A 15126-nucleotide genomic window follows, 5' to 3' on the forward strand; every position below is an offset into this window, starting at 1 on the left:
AGATGGTGATGCCGGGGGACAACGTGACGATGACGATCGAGCTGATCCAGCCGGTGGCGATGGAGAAGGAGCTGCGGTTCGCGATCCGCGAGGGCGGGCGCACCGTGGGCGCCGGCGTCGTCGCGGAGATCGCGGAGTAGGCGATGCGCGACATCATCTCGCTCGCGTGCACCGAGTGCCAGCGGCGGAACTACACGACGACGAAGAACAAGCGGACCCATCCGGACCGCATGGAGATCAAGAAGTTCTGCAAGTGGTGCAGGAAGCACGCTCCGCACAAGGAATCGAAGTAGGGCGGAACATTACAAGATTTGTAGGCGTGTAGCTCTAACGGCTAGAGCACCGGACTCCAAATCCGGGGGATGGGGGTTCGAATCCCTCCACGCCTGCCAGATTCGGGAACCAGTGAGAGGTCATGGGATTCTTCGAGCGCGTCAAGCAGTTCGTCCACGAGGTGGCGGGGGAGTTCCGGCGGGTGAGTTGGCCCAACAGGGCCGAGGTCGCCAACTCGACCGTCGTGGTCCTCGCGGTGGTGGTGGTGCTGGCCGTGTTCCTGGCGGCCGTGGACATGGGGCTCTCGTGGATCGTGGAGCGGGTCCTTCGGTGGGGTTAGTTCAAGGCACGGGGGTCATTCGGGCATGAGCGAGACCAGCACGTCGGCGAAGCAGTGGTTCGTCGTCCACACCTACTCGGGGTTCGAGAACAAGGTGGCGGCGGCGATCGAATCGCGGGCGAAGATCTTCAACCTTCAGGATTTCTTCGGGCGGGTCATCGTCCCGACGGAGAAGGTTCGTGAGATCCGGAAGAGCAAGAAGATCGAGACCGAGCAGAAATTCTTCCCGGGCTACCTGCTCGTGGAGATGGAGCTGACCGACGACACCTGGCACTTGGTGCGCTCAACGCCCAAGGTGACCGGGTTCGTGGGTTCGGGCTCCAAGCCCGTGGCGCTGCCGGCGGAAGAGGTCGAGGGCATTCTGAAGCAGATGGAGGAAGGCGCCGAGAAGCCCAAGCTCAAGTCCACCTTCCAGAAGGGGGACAAGGTGCGGGTCATCGAGGGACCGTTCGTGAACTTCCAGGGCTCGATCGACGATCTCAACCCGGAGCGCGGGAAGCTCAAGGTGATGGTGGCGATCTTCGGGCGGATGACGCCGGTGGAGCTCGAGTACTACCAGGTGGAGAGGCTCTGATCCATGGCGAAGAAAGTTCAGGCGATGGTGAAACTGCAGATCCCGGCGGGTAAGGCCAACCCTTCGCCGCCGGTGGGTCCCGCGCTTGGCCAGCACGGGGTCAACATCATGGAATTCTGCAAAGGCTTCAATGCCCAGACCGGGTCTCAGGAGGGGCTGATCCTGCCCGTGGTGGTGACGATCTACCAGGACCGGTCCTTCACCTTCGTGGTGAAGACGCCCCCGGCGGCCGTGCTGCTCAAGCGGGCCGCGGGCATCGCCAAGGCCTCGGCCGTGCCGCACAAGGACAAGATCGGCAAGGTCACGCGCGCCCAGGTTCGCGAGATCGCCCAGACCAAGCTGGTGGACCTCAACACGGACTCGATCGAATCCGCCATGCGCACGGTCGAAGGCACGGCCCGCAGCATGGGCATCGATGTCGTTTGACGGCAGTGCGAGATGAGCGGCGGCCGAGTTGCCGAAGGCACGAGGGTCGCGAGACGAGCGGTGAAATGATCGAGATTGGAGCTCCGATATGCCAGTGATGACGAAGCGGCTGAAGGCGACAGAGGCGCTGATCGACCGGGCGAAGACGTACTCGGTCGAGGAGGCGATGGACATCGTGAAGAAGGCGCCCCCGGCGAAGTTCGACGAGAGCGTCGATCTGTCGCTCCGGCTCGGGGTCGACCCCAAGCACGCCGACCAGATGGTCCGCGGCGCCATCGTGCTGCCGCACGGCATCGGCAAGACGGTGCGCGTGGCCGTGTTCGCGAAGGGTGAGAAGGAGCGCGAGGCGCGCGAGGCCGGGGCCGACGTGGTGGGCGCCGAGGACCTGGTCGAGAAGATCCAGGGCGGCTTCATGGACTTCGACTCGACCATCGCGACGCCCGACCTCATGGGGCAGGTCGGCCGGCTCGGCAAGGTGTTGGGCCCGCGCGGGCTCATGCCTAACCCGAAGATGGGCACCGTGACGTTCGACGTGGGCCGCGCCGTGCGGGAGGTCAAAGCGGGCAAGGTCGAATTTCGCGCGGACAAGGCCGGCAACGTCCACGTGCAGGTGGGCAGGAAGTCATTCCCGCAGGAGAGCCTCGTTGCCAATGCGATGGCGCTGCTGGAAGCCATCGTCAAGGCCAAGCCGGCGGCGTCAAAGGGCGTGTACCTGCGCTCGCTGACGCTGTCCACGACCATGGGGCCTGGCATCCCGGTGGACGCCCAGCGGGTCGCGAACCAGTTCAAGAAGCAGATCTAGCCGGACAAGGAGCGGGGACGTGCCGACTCAAGCGAAAGTGGAGAGCGTCGAGGCCTTGAAGGAGCGGCTGGGCACCGCCAAGACCGTGGTGCTGACCGAGTATCGCGGGCTCAGCGTCCAGCAGCTGTCGGACCTGCGCAAGCAGCTCAAGGGCGCCGCGGCGGAGTACAAGGTGGTCAAGAACCGCTTGGCCCGCCTCGCCGTCAAGGGCTCGGCCCTCGACGCGCTCGGCGTGCACCTCAAGGGCCCGACGGGACTCGTGTTCACCAAGCAGGACCCGGTGGCGGTGGCGAAGGCGCTGCAGGCCTTCGTCAAGACCCACCCGCAGCTGCAGATCAAGCTCGGGCTGGTGGAGGGCAAGGTCGTTCAGCCGGCGGAGCTCAAGGCGTTGGCGGACCTTCCGTCCAAGGAGCAGCTCCGAAGCCAGATCGTGGGCGCCCTGCAGGGACCGATGGCTCAGCTTGTGAGCCTGTTGCAGGCGCCGCTCCGGGAGATCGTGTACGTGCTCGAGGCCCGGGGCAAGGGCGCAGCCGATTCGGCCTGAGACAGGCTTTCATATCACGACGTAGCAACCACACACGGAGGCGGATGACATGGCGACGAACATCGAAGAGATCGCGGAGAAGCTGGACACGCTGACGCTGCTGGAGGCGTCCCAGCTTTCGAAGCTTTTGCAGGAGAAGTGGGGCGTGTCGGCGGCGGCGGCGGTAGCCGCCCCGGCGGTCGGCGGCGCGGCGGCGGCCGGCGGCGCGGCGGCAACCGAGGAGAAGACGGAGTTCGACGTCGTCCTCATGGCGGCTGGCGAGAAGAAGATCCAGGTGATCAAGGTCGTGCGCGAGCTGACGGGCCTCGGCCTCAAGGAAGCCAAGGATCTCGTCGACGGCGCGCCCAAGCCGGTCAAGGAGAAGGTGGCCAAGGTCGAGGCCGCGGACGTGAAGAAGAAGCTCGAGGAGGTCGGGGCGACGGTCGAAGTGAGGTAGCCTCCGCACGCGCGGGAGAGCATAGAACGGGGGCCCGCGCCCCCCTCGACCAACGTGTGGCCCCGGCCCGTCCGGCGGGGTTGAGCACCCGGCGGCTAGATGCCGTCGGGGCGCGGAGGGTGTATGGCAGGCACGATCCAGTGCGGACGCCGGGTGCGCAAGGACTTCGGCAAGATTCCGTCCATCGTTGAGATCCCGAATCTCATCGAGATCCAGAAGCGGTCGTACGAGCAGTTTCTGCAGAAGGACGTGGCGCCCGATCGCCGCGAGGAGACGGGGCTGCAGGCGGTGTTCAAGTCCGTGTTCCCCATCGCGGACTACAACGACAACGCCCTGCTCGAGTTCGACAGCTTCCACTTCGGCGATCCGAAGTACACGGTCGAGGAGTGCCACGATCGCGGGATGACATTCGCCATCCCGCTCAAGGTGACGCTGCGGCTCGTGGTCTACGACCACGATAAGGAGGCAAAGACCCGCACCATCCGCGAGCAGCGCGGCCAGGAGGTCTACCTGGGCGAGCTGCCGCTGATGACCGACAAGGGCACCTTTATCATCAACGGCACCGAGCGCGTCGTGGTGTCGCAGCTGCAGCGCTCGGCCGGCGTCTTCTTCGACGACGACAAGGGCAAGACCGTCGCCTCGGGCAAGCTGCTCTATTCGGCGCGCGTCATCCCCTATCGCGGGTCGTGGGTCGAGTTCGAGTTCGACGCCAACGACATCCTCTTCGTCCGCGTGGATCGCCGCCGCAAGATGCTGGCGACGGCTTTCCTGCGCGCGTTCACGTTCCTCGAGAAGGGCGTTGTCCTCTCGGACGCCGAGATACTCGGGCAGTTCTACGAGCTCGAGGAGGTCTTGAGCTTCGAGGACCGCACCGCCTGGGTCAAGCTGCACCCCGAGGCCCACAACGGCGTCAAGGTCGCTGATGACGTCAAGCCGCCGCGGCACCGCGAGCCGATGGTTGCCAGCGGCAAGGCGCTCAATCCCAAGCTGATCGAGAAGCTCCTGGAGGCGGGAGTCACGAAGATCCCGGTCAAGGCCGACTCGCTGGTGGGCCGCCGCACGGGCGACCGCGTCGTCGATGCCGACACCGGCGAGGTGCTGGTCGAGACCAACCAGGAGATCACGCAGACGCTCCTGGCGCAGCTCATGGCGCGCAAGATCTCGGCGCTCAAGCTGCTGACGATGGCGCCCGGGAAGGCGGACGCGTCGATCTACGAGACGCTGGTCCGCGACCACTTCAAGAACCCGGACGAGGCGCTCGTCGAGATCTACCGGCGCCTCCGCCCGGGCGACCCGCCCACGGTGGAGTCGGCCCGCGCGCTGTTCCGCGGGATGTTCATGGATCCGCGCCGTTATGACCTGGCGCGGGTGGGCCGCTTCATGATCAACAAGAAACTCGGCATCAACGCCAATCTCAACGCCAAGACTCTGCGCGGCGAGGACGTCGTGTACGTCATCCGCCATCTCCTCCAGGTTCGGCTCGGCACCAAGTCCACGGACGACATCGACCACCTCGGCAACCGCCGCGTCCGGTCGGTGGGCGAGCTGCTGGAGAACCAATTCCGGGTCGGGCTCACGCGCATGGAGCGGGCCGTCAAGGAGCGGATGTCGATCTCCGACATCACGAACCTGATGCCCCACGACCTGATCAACGCCAAGCCCGTCTCGGCGGTGGTCAAGGAGTTCTTCGGCTCCTCGCAGCTCAGCCAGTTCATGGACCAGACGAACCCGCTGGCCGAGCTGACCCACAAGCGCCGCCTCTCGGCCCTCGGGCCGCGTGGTCTGTCGCGCGAGCGCGCCGGCTTCGAGGTGCGCGACGTCCACCCGACGCACTACGGGCGGATCTGCCCCATCGAGACGCCTGAAGGCCCGAACATCGGCCTCATCTCGTCGCTGTCGACGTATGCCAGGATCAACGAGTTCGGCTTCATCGAGACGCCGTACCGGAAGGTGCAGGGCGGCGCGGTGTCGGACGAGATCGTGTTCCTGTCCGCGCTCGAGGAGGAGCAGTTCGTCATCGCGCAGGCCAACGCCGAGCTGGACGCCCGCAGCCGCTTCGTGCGCGACCGCGTGTCGGCCAGGAAGAGCGGCGAGTATAAGATGGTCTCCCCCGAGGAGTTGAACTACATGGACGTGTCGCCGAAGCAGCTCGTGTCGGTGGCGGCCGCCATGGTGCCGTTTCTCGAGAACGACGACGCCAACCGCGCCCTCATGGGCTCGAACATGCAGCGCCAGGCGGTGCCCCTGCTGCAGCCGGAGGCGCCGTACGTCGGCACGGGCATGGAGCACATCGTCGCGCGTGACTCTGGCGCGGTCGTGCTGGCCCGGCGGCCCGGCGTGGTCGAGTACGTCTCAGCCAATCGCGTCGTGGTGCGCGCCGAGACGCGCTCCAAGAAGGCCGACCCCGTCCAGGACCTGCCGCTGGACATCTACAACCTGACGAAGTACCGCCGCTCGAACCAGAACACCTGCATCAACCAGCGGCCGATCGTGAGGAAGGGCGACCGGGTCCACGCCGGCGATGTCATCGCCGACGGGCCCGGCACCGACCAGGGCGAGCTGGCCCTCGGGCGCAACGTGCTCGTCGCCTTCATGCCGTGGGGCGGCTACAACTTCGAGGACGCGATCCTGGTCTCGGAGCGGCTCGTCAAGGACGACCGCTACACCTCCATCCACATCGAGGAGTTCGAAGTCCAGGCGCGCGACACCAAGCTGGGCAAGGAAGAGGTGACGCGCGACATCCCGAACGTCTCCGAGGAGGCGTTGAAGGACCTCGACGACTCCGGCATCGTGCGCATCGGCGCCAAGGTCAAGGCCGGCGACATCCTCGTCGGCAAGATCACGCCGAAAGGCGAGACACAGCTGACGCCCGAGGAGAAGCTGTTGCGAGCGATCTTTGGCGAGAAGGCGGGCGACGTGCGCGACACGTCGCTAACGGTGCCCCCGGGCATCGAGGGCACGGTGGTGGACGTCAAGGTCTTCTCGCGTCGCGGCGTTGACAAGGACGAGCGCGCCAAGTCCATCGAAGAAGAGGAGGTCGCGGGCCTGGAGAAGGACTACCAGGACGAGATCGCCATGGTCGAGCTCGAGCGCGACCAGAAGCTCAAGAACATCCTGGTGGGCAAGACGCTGACGCAGGACCTCGCCGACCCCATCAAGAAGGACCGGATCGCCAAGAAGGGCGACAAGATCGACCGGCCCGAGCTGGAGAATTTCTCCTGGCACGAGCTGAAGAAGATCAAGATCAAGGAAGATGATGGGCTGACCAACACCATCAAGCGCATCGAGGATCTGGCGGACGACCAGATCGCCTTCTTCGACCGTATGCTGGAGGAGCGCGTCGGCCGGCTTCGCCGCGGCGACGACCTGCCGCCCGGCGTCATCAAGATGGTCAAGGTCTATATGGCCGTGAAGCGCAAGCTCTCGGTCGGCGACAAGATGGCCGGCCGCCACGGCAACAAGGGCGTCGTCTCCCGGGTGCTGCCCGAGGAGGACATGCCGTACCTGCCCGACGGTACGCCGGTCGAGATCGTGCTGAACCCGCTCGGCGTGCCCTCGCGCATGAACGTGGGGCAAATCCTCGAGACCCACCTCGGGTGGGCGGCCAAGGCCCTCGGGATCTGGGTGGCGAGCCCGGTGTTTGACGGCGCCACGGAGAGCGAGATCCGCGGTCATCTGACGCAGGCGGGTCTTCCCGTTTCCGGCAAGACGCGCCTGTGCGACGGGCGCACCGGCAAGCCCTTCCACCAGGAGGTGACGGTCGGTCAGATCTACATCCTCAAGCTGGCCCACTTGGTGGACGACAAGATGCACGCGCGGTCCATCGGGCCGTACTCCCTCGTCACCCAGCAGCCGCTGGGGGGCAAGGCGCAGTTCGGCGGCCAGCGTTTCGGCGAGATGGAGGTGTGGGCGCTCGAGGCGTACGGCGCGGCCCACACGTTGCAGGAGATGCTCACGGTCAAGTCGGACGACGTCGAGGGCCGCAACCGGATCTACGAAGCCATCGTGAAGGGAGAGAACTTCCTGGAGCCCGGCACGCCGGAATCCTTCAACGTGCTCGTGAAGGAGCTGCAGAGCCTGGCCCTGGACGTGGAGCTCGTGCCCAAGGACGGCAAGAAGCCGGCCTAGCTTGTAGTGTGAGCCGCAGGGCGTCGCGGGGCTGGGGCCCCGCCGTCCGAGGCGAACTTAGAAAAAGGAGATTCCCAGAATGCTGACGGATCGGACATTCGGAAGCCTGGTTCGGGACGAGAAGCCCACGAAGGACCTGTGGGGGATCCTCGATCGGCACCCGAAGCCCATGACCTTCGGCGCGATCCGCATCAAGCTGGCCGCGCCGCAGAAGATCCGCGACTGGTCGCACGGCGAGGTCAAGAAGCCGGAAACGATCAACTATCGGACCTTCAAGCCCGAGCGCGACGGCTTGTTCTGCGCCCGCATCTTCGGGCCGACAAAGGACTACGAGTGCGCCTGCGGCAAGTACAAGCGCATGAAGTTCGCCGGCGTGATCTGCGACAAGTGCGGCGTCGAGGTGACGCGCGCCCGGGTGCGCCGCGAGCGCATGGGACACATCGAGCTCGCGTCGCCCGTCTCGCATGTGTGGTTCTTCAAGGGCCTGCCCTCGCGGATCGGCCAGCTGCTGGACATGTCGCTGCGCGAGCTCGAGAAGATCCTGTACTTCGAGGAGTACGTCGTCCTCGAGCCCGGCAAGGTGCCGGGGCTGAAGAAGAAGGATCTGGTGGCGGTGGACAAGACCCGCAAGCTCCAGGACGAGCACGGCCACGACGCCTTCACGGTCGGCATGGGCGCTGAGGCGATCCGAGAGCTGCTGCGCGCCATAGACATGGACCTGCTCGCGCGCGAGCTGCGCACCCAGATGGGCGTCGAGACCTCCGTGCAGAAGCGGAAGAAGATCGTCAAGCGCCTGAAGGTCGTCGAGGCCTTCCTCAAGTCCGGCAACCAGCCCGAGTGGATGATCCTCGAGGTGCTGCCGGTGATCCCGCCCGAGCTGCGCCCGCTGGTGCCGCTGGACGGCGGCCGCTTCGCGACCTCGGACCTCAACGACCTCTACCGCCGCGTCATCAACCGCAACAACCGGCTGAAGCGGCTCATGGAGCTGCGGGCCCCGGAGATTATCATCCGCAACGAGAAGCGGATGCTGCAGGAGGCCGTCGACGCGCTGTTCGACAACGGCCGCCGCGGCCGCGTCATCACAGGCCCCAACAACCGACCGCTCAAGTCGCTGTCGGACACGCTCAAGGGCAAGCAGGGACGTTTCCGGCAGAACCTGCTCGGCAAGCGCGTGGACTACTCCGGCCGTTCGGTCATCGTCGTCGGCCCGTACCTGAAGCTCCACCAGTGCGGCCTGCCGAAGAAGATGGCGCTCGAGCTCTTCAAGCCCTTCATCCTCCGAAAGCTCGAGGAGCGCGGCATCGCCTCGTCCATCAAGGCCGCCAAGAAGTTCGTCGAGAAGGAGCGGCCGGAAGTGTGGGACATCCTCGAGGAGGTCATCACGGAGCACCCGGTGCTCTTGAACCGCGCGCCGACGCTCCACCGTCTCGGCATCCAGGCCTTCGAGCCCATCCTGGTCGAGGGCAAGGCCATCGAGATCCACCCCCTGGTCTGCACCGCGTTCAACGCCGACTTCGACGGCGACCAGATGGCCGTGCACATTCCGCTCTCCATGGAGGCGCAGATGGAGGCGCAGGTGCTGATGCTGTCGGCCAACAACATCCTGTCGCCCTCGAACGGCGCCCCCGTGGCCATCCCGACGCAGGACATAGTCTTCGGCATCTACTACCTGTCCAAGGAGCGGGCGGGCGTCAAGGGCGAGGGGCGGCTCTTCGCCGACCCGGAAGAGGTCCGCATCGCCTACGACAACGAGGACGTGGATCTGCAGGCGAGGATCCGGCTCCGGTACAATGGCGCAGTCATCAACACGACAGTCGGGCGTACGCTGCTCAACGACGTTGTGCCCGAGCCGCTGCGCTTCGTGAACAAGGAGCTCAAGAAGAAGGAGATCGGCGCGCTCATCGCCGACTGCTACAACCGGCTCGGCAACGAGGCGACGGTCGCCTTCCTGGACGACCTGAAGGACATCGGTTTTCGCTATGCGACGCTGTCGGGTCTCTCGATCGGCATCCAGGACATGCACATTCCCGCGGCGAAGGGCGAGCTGATCGAGCGCGCCCGCAAGCAGGTCAACGAGGTCGAGCAGCAGTACCAGGACGGCGTCATCACCAACGGTGAGCGCTACAACAAAGTCGTCGACATCTGGGCGCACACGACGGATCAGATCGCCGACGCCATGTTCCGCGAGCTCGAGGGCGGCGCGCAGGGCGGCGAGTTCAACCCCATCTACATGATGGCCGACTCGGGCGCCCGCGGCTCGAAGCAGCAGATTCGGCAGCTGGCCGGCATGCGCGGCCTCATGGCCAAGCCGTCAGGCGAGATCATCGAGACGCCGATCACGTCCAACTTCCGCGAAGGCCTGACCGTGCTCGAGTACTTCACCTCCACGCACGGCGCCCGAAAGGGCCTCGCCGACACCGCGCTGAAGACGGCCGACTCCGGCTATCTGACGCGGCGGCTCGTGGACGTCTCCCAGGACGTCATCGTCTCCGAGTACGACTGCGGCACGGTCAAGTACATCGACGCGGCGCCGCTGGTCGAAGGCGGCGACATCATCCAGTCCCTGCGCGACCGCGTGCTGGGGCGCGTGGCCGCCGAGGACATCCGCGACCCGTTCACGGGCGAGATCATCGTCCAGGCGGGTACCGAGATCGCCGAGGAGCTGGCCCAGAGGATCGAGGACTCGGGCCTCGAGCGCGTGCGTATCCGCTCGGCGCTGACCTGCGAGTCGAAGCGCGGCATCTGCGTCATGTGCTACGGGCGCAACCTGGGCACGGGCCGCCTGGCCGAGTTCGGCGAAGCGGTGGGCATCATCGCCGCCCAGTCGATCGGCGAGCCCGGCACCCAGCTGACCATGCGGACCTTCCACATCGGCGGCACGGCGAGCCGCGTGGTCGAGGCCTCCAAGCACGACGCCAAGCACGCGGGCATCGTGAAGTACCACAACATCCGCTCCGTCGTGAACCGCGACGGGGACATCGTCGTGCTCAACCGTAACGGCGAGATCGTCGTGGTGGACGAGCGGGGCCGTGAGAAGGAGCGGTACCCCGTCGTGCCGGGCGCGCGCATCAAGATCAAGGACGACGGCAAGGTGACTCTCGGCAAACTGCTCGTCGAGTGGGATCCGTTCACAACGCCGATCCTGACCGAGGTCAGCGGCACGGTCACGTACCGCGACGTAGTGGACGGGGTCACGATCCGGGAGGAGTTCGATGAGGTCACGGGCCTGGCCCGGCGCGTGATCATCGAGGACCAGGAGGGCAAGCTTCAGCCCCGGGTGTCGGTCAAGGCGCCGACCGGCGGGGACAACTCGCCCGACAGCGAGTCGGCCGGCGAGACGCGCGGCCGCTACATGCTGCCGGTGGGTGCCCACCTGCTCGTGGCCGACGGTGTGGAGGTGCACCAGGGCGACATCATCTCGAAGATCCCGCGCGAGACCACGAAGACCAAGGACATCACCGGCGGTCTGCCGCGGGTGGCCGAGCTCTTCGAGGCGCGCAAGCCGAAGGAGCAGGCGGTCATCACCGAGATTGACGGCGCGGTCGAGTTCGCCGGCTTCGTCAAGGGCATGCGCAAGATCATCATCCGCGCCGACGACGGCGAGACCAAGGAGTACCTGATCCCGCGCGGCAAGCACATCTCTGTCCACGAGGGCGACCGGGTCAGGGCGGGCGAGACGCTGATGGACGGCTCCCCGAACCCGCACGACTACCTGGCGGTCCTGGGCGACCGGGAGCTGCAGCGCTACCTCGTGAACGAGGTGCAGGAGGTCTACCGGCTGCAGGGCGTGACCATCAACGACAAACACATCGAGATCATCGTGCGCCAGATGCTGCGCCGGGTTCGCATCGAGGAGGTCGGCGGCACCGACTTCGTCGTGGGGGAGCTGGTGGACAAGTTCGTCTTCCAGGACGAGAACGACAAGGCCAACGCGGCCGGCAAGCCGGCCGCCACGGCCAAGCCCGTGCTCCTCGGGATCACCAAGGCGTCGCTCTCGACCGACAGCTTCATCTCGGCGGCGTCGTTCCAGGAGACCACCCGAGTGCTGACGGAAGCCGCCATCAGCGGCAAGCAGGATGACCTGCGCGGCCTCAAGGAGAACGTCATCGTCGGCCGGCTGATCCCGGCCGGCACGGGGCTCGGCCACTACACACGGGCCGAAGTGCTCAGCCAGGGCGGCGAGGAGGCCGCGGTGGCCGTCGAGGAGGCCCCTGCCGAGGCGGCGGCCGACTCAGCCGAGGGCGACGGCGGCGAGGAGATTGCCCAGGCAGGCTAGGAGGGGCCAGGTGTCAGCGACTTGACAAAGGCCCCTATTTCAGGTAGAAAGTTAGAGTTTTGGCCCTATTGACCGGAGCTTAGGCTACCCGGGGGGTCGATCAGAGCCACAGGGGAGATATGCCGACAATCAATCAGCTGGTGCGGCAGGGCCGCGAGGCGGTGCGGAAGAAGTCCAAGACGCCCGCCATGGAGGCTTGCCCGCAGAAGCGCGGGGTGTGCCTCCGCGTGTACACCACCACGCCCAAGAAGCCGAACTCCGCCCTGCGCAAGGTGGCCCGCGTGCGGCTGACCAACGGCCTCGAGGTCACGTCCTATATCCCGGGCGTCGGTCACAATCTGCAGGAGCACTCGATCGTCCTGATCAGGGGTGGCCGCGTGAAGGACCTGCCGGGCATCCGGTACCACATCATCCGGGGGTCGCTCGACACGGCCGGCGTCGCCGGGCGAAAGCAGAGCCGCTCGAAGTACGGCGCGAAGCAGCCCAAGGCCGGGGGCGCGGCGTAAATGCGTCGGGCAGGGGCGGCGAAGCGGGAGATCCTGCCGGATCCCAAGTACGGGAGCCGTATCGTAGCAAAGTTCGTCAACATGATGATGTACGGCGGCAAGAAGAGCACGGCCGAGAAGATCATGTACGAGGCCATGGGCGCCATGGAGGACCGGGCCAAGCAGGACGCGCTCAAGCTCTTCAAGGCGGCCGTGGACAACTGCAAGCCTGCGGTGGAGGTCAAGTCGCGTCGCGTAGGCGGCTCGACCTACCAGGTGCCGGTCGAGGTGCGCCCGGACCGACGGACGGCGCTCAGCATGCGCTGGCTGATCGGAGCCGCGCGGCGCCGCGCGGAGAAGAGCATGTCGGAGCGGCTCGCGGGCGAGCTGCTGGACGCGGCCAACAACCGCGGGACGGCCGTGAAGAAGCGCGAAGACACTCACAAGATGGCGGAGGCCAACAAGGCGTTCGCGCACTACCGCTGGTAGCGACCGAGATTCGAAGAGGGGGGCCGAAGCCTCGACCCCCCTCTTCTCTTGAGTAGCGCCGAGCAGAGGGGAAGGCAGCGTCGTGGAAGCGCAGTACCCGCTGGAGAAAACCCGGAATATCGGCATCATGGCCCACATCGATGCCGGCAAGACCACCACCACGGAACGGGTGCTCTACTACACCGGCCGGTCCTACAAGATCGGCGAGGTGCACGAGGGCACGGCGACCATGGATTGGATGGTCCAGGAGCAGGAGCGCGGGATCACCATCACGTCCGCCGCGACCACCTCCTTCTGGCGGGACTGCCGGATCAACATCATCGACACGCCGGGCCACGTGGACTTCACGATGGAGGTCGAGCGCTCCCTGCGGGTCCTCGACGGCGCCATCGCCATCCTGGACGCCGTGTCGGGTGTCGAGCCCCAGACCGAGACCGTGTGGCGGCAGGCGGACAAGTACGAGGTGCCGCGCATCGTCTACGTCAACAAGATGGACCGCGTCGGCGCCGACTATTTCCGCTGTCTCGCCATGCTGAAGGACCGCCTGGGCGCCCACGCGGTGCCGATCCAGATCCCGGTCGGCCGTGAGGACAATTTCCGCGGCATGGTCAATCTGATCGAGCAGGTCGCCTACCTCTGGTCCGACGGCGAGGACCTCGGGCAGACCTTCGATACCGTGGACATCCCCGCGGACGTGAAGGAGCAGGCCGCCGAGTACCGGGAGAAGATGATCGAGGCGCTGGCCGAGGTGGACGACCACCTGATGGAGAAGTATCTCGCCGGCGAGAAGGTCAGCCCGGAGGAGATCAAGGCCGCCGTGCGGGCGGGCACGATCTCGATGAAGCTCTTCCCGGTGATCTGCGGCGCCTCGTTCAAGAACAAGGGCGTCCAGCCCATGCTCGACGCCGTCGTCGACTACCTGCCGTCGCCGCTCGACATCCCGCCGCTGGACGGCATCAACCCGGAGACGCAGCTGCACGAGACGCGCGCGGCCGACAGCAAGGCGCCGTTCTCCGCCCTGGCCTTCAAGATCATGAACGATCCGTTCGTGGGCCAGCTGACCTTCGTCCGGGTGTACTCCGGGACGCTCGAGTCCGGCACCGGCGTCTACAACTCGACCCGCGACAAGAAGGAGCGCATCGGCCGCCTCGTGCGGATGCACGCCAACAAGCGCGAGGAGATCGAGTCGATCTCGGCCGGGGACATCGCCGCCGTGCCCGGGCTCAAGGACACGCGCACGGGCGACACGCTGTGCGACCCCAACAAGCTCATCGTGCTGGAGTCGATGGACTTCCCCGCGCCGGTCATCGCCGTGGCGATCGAGCCCAAGACCAAAGCCGACGACGAAAAGCTCGGCCAGTCGCTTGCCCGCCTCGCCATGGAGGATCCGACCTTCAAGGTCAACGTGGACCCCGAGACGAACCAGACGCTGATCCACGGGATGGGCGAGCTGCACCTCGAGATCATCGTCGACAGGCTGCTGCGCGAGTTCAAGGTCGACGCCAATGTGGGCAAGCCGCAGGTCGCCTACCGCGAGACCGTCCGCCAGAAAGCCGAAGCGCAGGGGCGCTTCGTCCGGCAGACGGGCGGCCGCGGCCAGTACGGCGACGTCTGGCTCGAGGTCGAGCCCTCCGAGCCGGGTGAAGGCGTCGTCTTCGAGAACAAGCTCAAGGGCCCCGCCATCCCGCGCGAGTACGTGCCCGCGGTCGAGAAGGGCATCAGGGAAGCGGCCGAAACAGGTGTGCTCGCCGGCTACCCCGTGGTCGACATCAAGGTGTCGCTGACCGACGGCAGCTACCACGACGTCGACTCGAACGAGATGGCCTTCAAGATCGCCGCGTCCATGGGCTTCAAGGAGGGCTGCCGCAAGGCCAAGCCCGTGCTGCTCGAGCCCGTGATGGACGTCGAGGTCGTCGCGCCCTCGGAGTACCAGGGCGCCGTCGTCGGCGACCTCAACAGCCGCCGCGGGCGCATCGTCAGCATGGACAGCCGGGGCAACGCTCACGTCATCCGCGCCAACGTCCCGCTTGGCCAGATGTTCGGATACGCCACCGACGTCCGCTCCATGACACAGGGGCGGGCTACCTACACCATGCAGTTCGCCCGCTACGAGGAAGTCCCCCGGAGCATCGCCGAAGAGATCATGGCGAAGGTTGCCGGCAAGGGCGCTCCTCGGGCCGGTTCCCGCTAGCCCGCGACAGGAGAGAGAGTCATGGCCAAGGCGAAATTCGATCGGTCGAAGCCGCACGTGAACATTGGGACGATTGGGCACATCGATCACGGCAAGACGACGCTGACGTCCGCGATCACGAAGGTGCTGCACACGAAGTTCACGGGGGTGGCGGTGCGGGAC

At 66.2% G+C, this 15126-nt stretch carries 14 protein-coding genes and 1 tRNA gene; all 15 read left to right on the plus strand.

All coding sequences use genetic code 11. From position 1 onward, the window contains the following. Nucleotides 1-140, plus strand: a 140-nt coding sequence (locus Q7W02_13340; protein MDO8477153.1) for an elongation factor Tu, incomplete at its 5' end; no start/stop codon positions are given. A gap of 3 nt (nucleotides 141-143) precedes the next feature. Beyond that, entirely contained in the window at nucleotides 144-293 is a 150-nt protein-coding gene (rpmG, locus tag Q7W02_13345; GenBank protein MDO8477154.1) for a 50S ribosomal protein L33, read from the plus strand. 22 nt (nucleotides 294-315) lie between these two features. Continuing rightward, a tRNA-Trp gene (locus Q7W02_13350) sits at nucleotides 316-392 on the plus strand. Between the two features lie 23 nt (nucleotides 393-415). Continuing rightward, complete coding sequence (secE, locus tag Q7W02_13355) at nucleotides 416-613, plus strand: preprotein translocase subunit SecE (GenBank protein ID MDO8477155.1); 198 nt, start codon at nucleotides 416-418, stop codon at nucleotides 611-613. A 25-nt stretch (nucleotides 614-638) separates the two neighbouring features. Then, entirely contained in the window at nucleotides 639-1187 is a 549-nt protein-coding gene (gene nusG, locus Q7W02_13360) for a transcription termination/antitermination protein NusG (protein MDO8477156.1), read from the plus strand. Nucleotides 1188-1190: 3 nt separating this feature from the next. Beyond that, nucleotides 1191-1613 carry a 50S ribosomal protein L11 gene (rplK, locus tag Q7W02_13365; GenBank protein ID MDO8477157.1) on the plus strand — a complete coding sequence of 141 codons (423 nt, stop codon included), beginning with the start codon at nucleotides 1191-1193 and terminating at the stop codon, nucleotides 1611-1613. Nucleotides 1614-1701: 88 nt separating this feature from the next. Then, a complete protein-coding gene (gene rplA / locus Q7W02_13370) occupies nucleotides 1702-2415 on the plus strand; it encodes a 50S ribosomal protein L1 (protein MDO8477158.1) in 714 nt (237 codons plus the stop codon). A gap of 19 nt (nucleotides 2416-2434) precedes the next feature. Continuing rightward, entirely contained in the window at nucleotides 2435-2959 is a 525-nt protein-coding gene (gene rplJ, locus Q7W02_13375) for a 50S ribosomal protein L10 (GenBank protein MDO8477159.1), read from the plus strand. A 49-nt stretch (nucleotides 2960-3008) separates the two neighbouring features. Continuing rightward, a complete protein-coding gene (gene rplL / locus Q7W02_13380) occupies nucleotides 3009-3395 on the plus strand; it encodes a 50S ribosomal protein L7/L12 (GenBank protein ID MDO8477160.1) in 387 nt (128 codons plus the stop codon). A gap of 123 nt (nucleotides 3396-3518) precedes the next feature. Then, the gene (gene rpoB / locus Q7W02_13385; GenBank protein ID MDO8477161.1) at nucleotides 3519-7523 is read left to right on the plus strand and encodes a DNA-directed RNA polymerase subunit beta; all 4005 of its coding nucleotides are present in this window, start codon (nucleotides 3519-3521) and stop codon (nucleotides 7521-7523) included. A 169-nt stretch (nucleotides 7524-7692) separates the two neighbouring features. Further along, nucleotides 7693-11799 carry a DNA-directed RNA polymerase subunit beta' gene (gene rpoC, locus Q7W02_13390; protein MDO8477162.1) on the plus strand — a complete coding sequence of 1369 codons (4107 nt, stop codon included), beginning with the start codon at nucleotides 7693-7695 and terminating at the stop codon, nucleotides 11797-11799. A 119-nt stretch (nucleotides 11800-11918) separates the two neighbouring features. Beyond that, nucleotides 11919-12305 (plus strand): 30S ribosomal protein S12, encoded by a 387-nt coding sequence (gene rpsL, locus Q7W02_13395; protein ID MDO8477163.1) that lies wholly within the window; start codon nucleotides 11919-11921, stop codon nucleotides 12303-12305. Further along, the gene (gene rpsG / locus Q7W02_13400; GenBank protein MDO8477164.1) at nucleotides 12306-12773 is read left to right on the plus strand and encodes a 30S ribosomal protein S7; all 468 of its coding nucleotides are present in this window, start codon (nucleotides 12306-12308) and stop codon (nucleotides 12771-12773) included. A gap of 82 nt (nucleotides 12774-12855) precedes the next feature. Then, complete coding sequence (gene fusA / locus Q7W02_13405) at nucleotides 12856-14964, plus strand: elongation factor G (GenBank protein ID MDO8477165.1); 2109 nt, start codon at nucleotides 12856-12858, stop codon at nucleotides 14962-14964. Between the two features lie 21 nt (nucleotides 14965-14985). Beyond that, nucleotides 14986-15126, plus strand: a 141-nt coding sequence (locus Q7W02_13410) for a GTP-binding protein (GenBank protein MDO8477166.1), incomplete at its 3' end; no start/stop codon positions are given.

The sequence above is a fragment of the Candidatus Rokuibacteriota bacterium genome (assembly GCA_030647435.1).
GTDB lineage: Bacteria > Methylomirabilota > Methylomirabilia > Rokubacteriales > CSP1-6 > AR37.

Excerpts from the sequence above, each read along its gene's own strand:
- rpmG (MDO8477154.1), top strand. The coding sequence starts at position 144 with ATGCGCGACATCATCTCGCTCGCGTGCACCGAGTGCCAGCGGCGGAAC.
- rplK (MDO8477157.1), top strand. The coding sequence starts at position 1,191 with ATGGCGAAGAAAGTTCAGGCGATGGTGAAACTGCAGATCCCGGCGGGT.
- rpsL (MDO8477163.1), top strand. The coding sequence starts at position 11,919 with ATGCCGACAATCAATCAGCTGGTGCGGCAGGGCCGCGAGGCGGTGCGG.
- rpoB (MDO8477161.1), top strand. The coding sequence starts at position 3,519 with ATGGCAGGCACGATCCAGTGCGGACGCCGGGTGCGCAAGGACTTCGGC.
- rpoC (MDO8477162.1), top strand. The coding sequence starts at position 7,693 with ATGACCTTCGGCGCGATCCGCATCAAGCTGGCCGCGCCGCAGAAGATC.
- rplA (MDO8477158.1), top strand. The coding sequence starts at position 1,702 with ATGCCAGTGATGACGAAGCGGCTGAAGGCGACAGAGGCGCTGATCGAC.
- nusG (MDO8477156.1), top strand. The coding sequence starts at position 639 with ATGAGCGAGACCAGCACGTCGGCGAAGCAGTGGTTCGTCGTCCACACC.
- secE (MDO8477155.1), top strand. The coding sequence starts at position 416 with ATGGGATTCTTCGAGCGCGTCAAGCAGTTCGTCCACGAGGTGGCGGGG.
- rpsG (MDO8477164.1), top strand. The coding sequence starts at position 12,306 with ATGCGTCGGGCAGGGGCGGCGAAGCGGGAGATCCTGCCGGATCCCAAG.
- rplL (MDO8477160.1), top strand. The coding sequence starts at position 3,009 with ATGGCGACGAACATCGAAGAGATCGCGGAGAAGCTGGACACGCTGACG.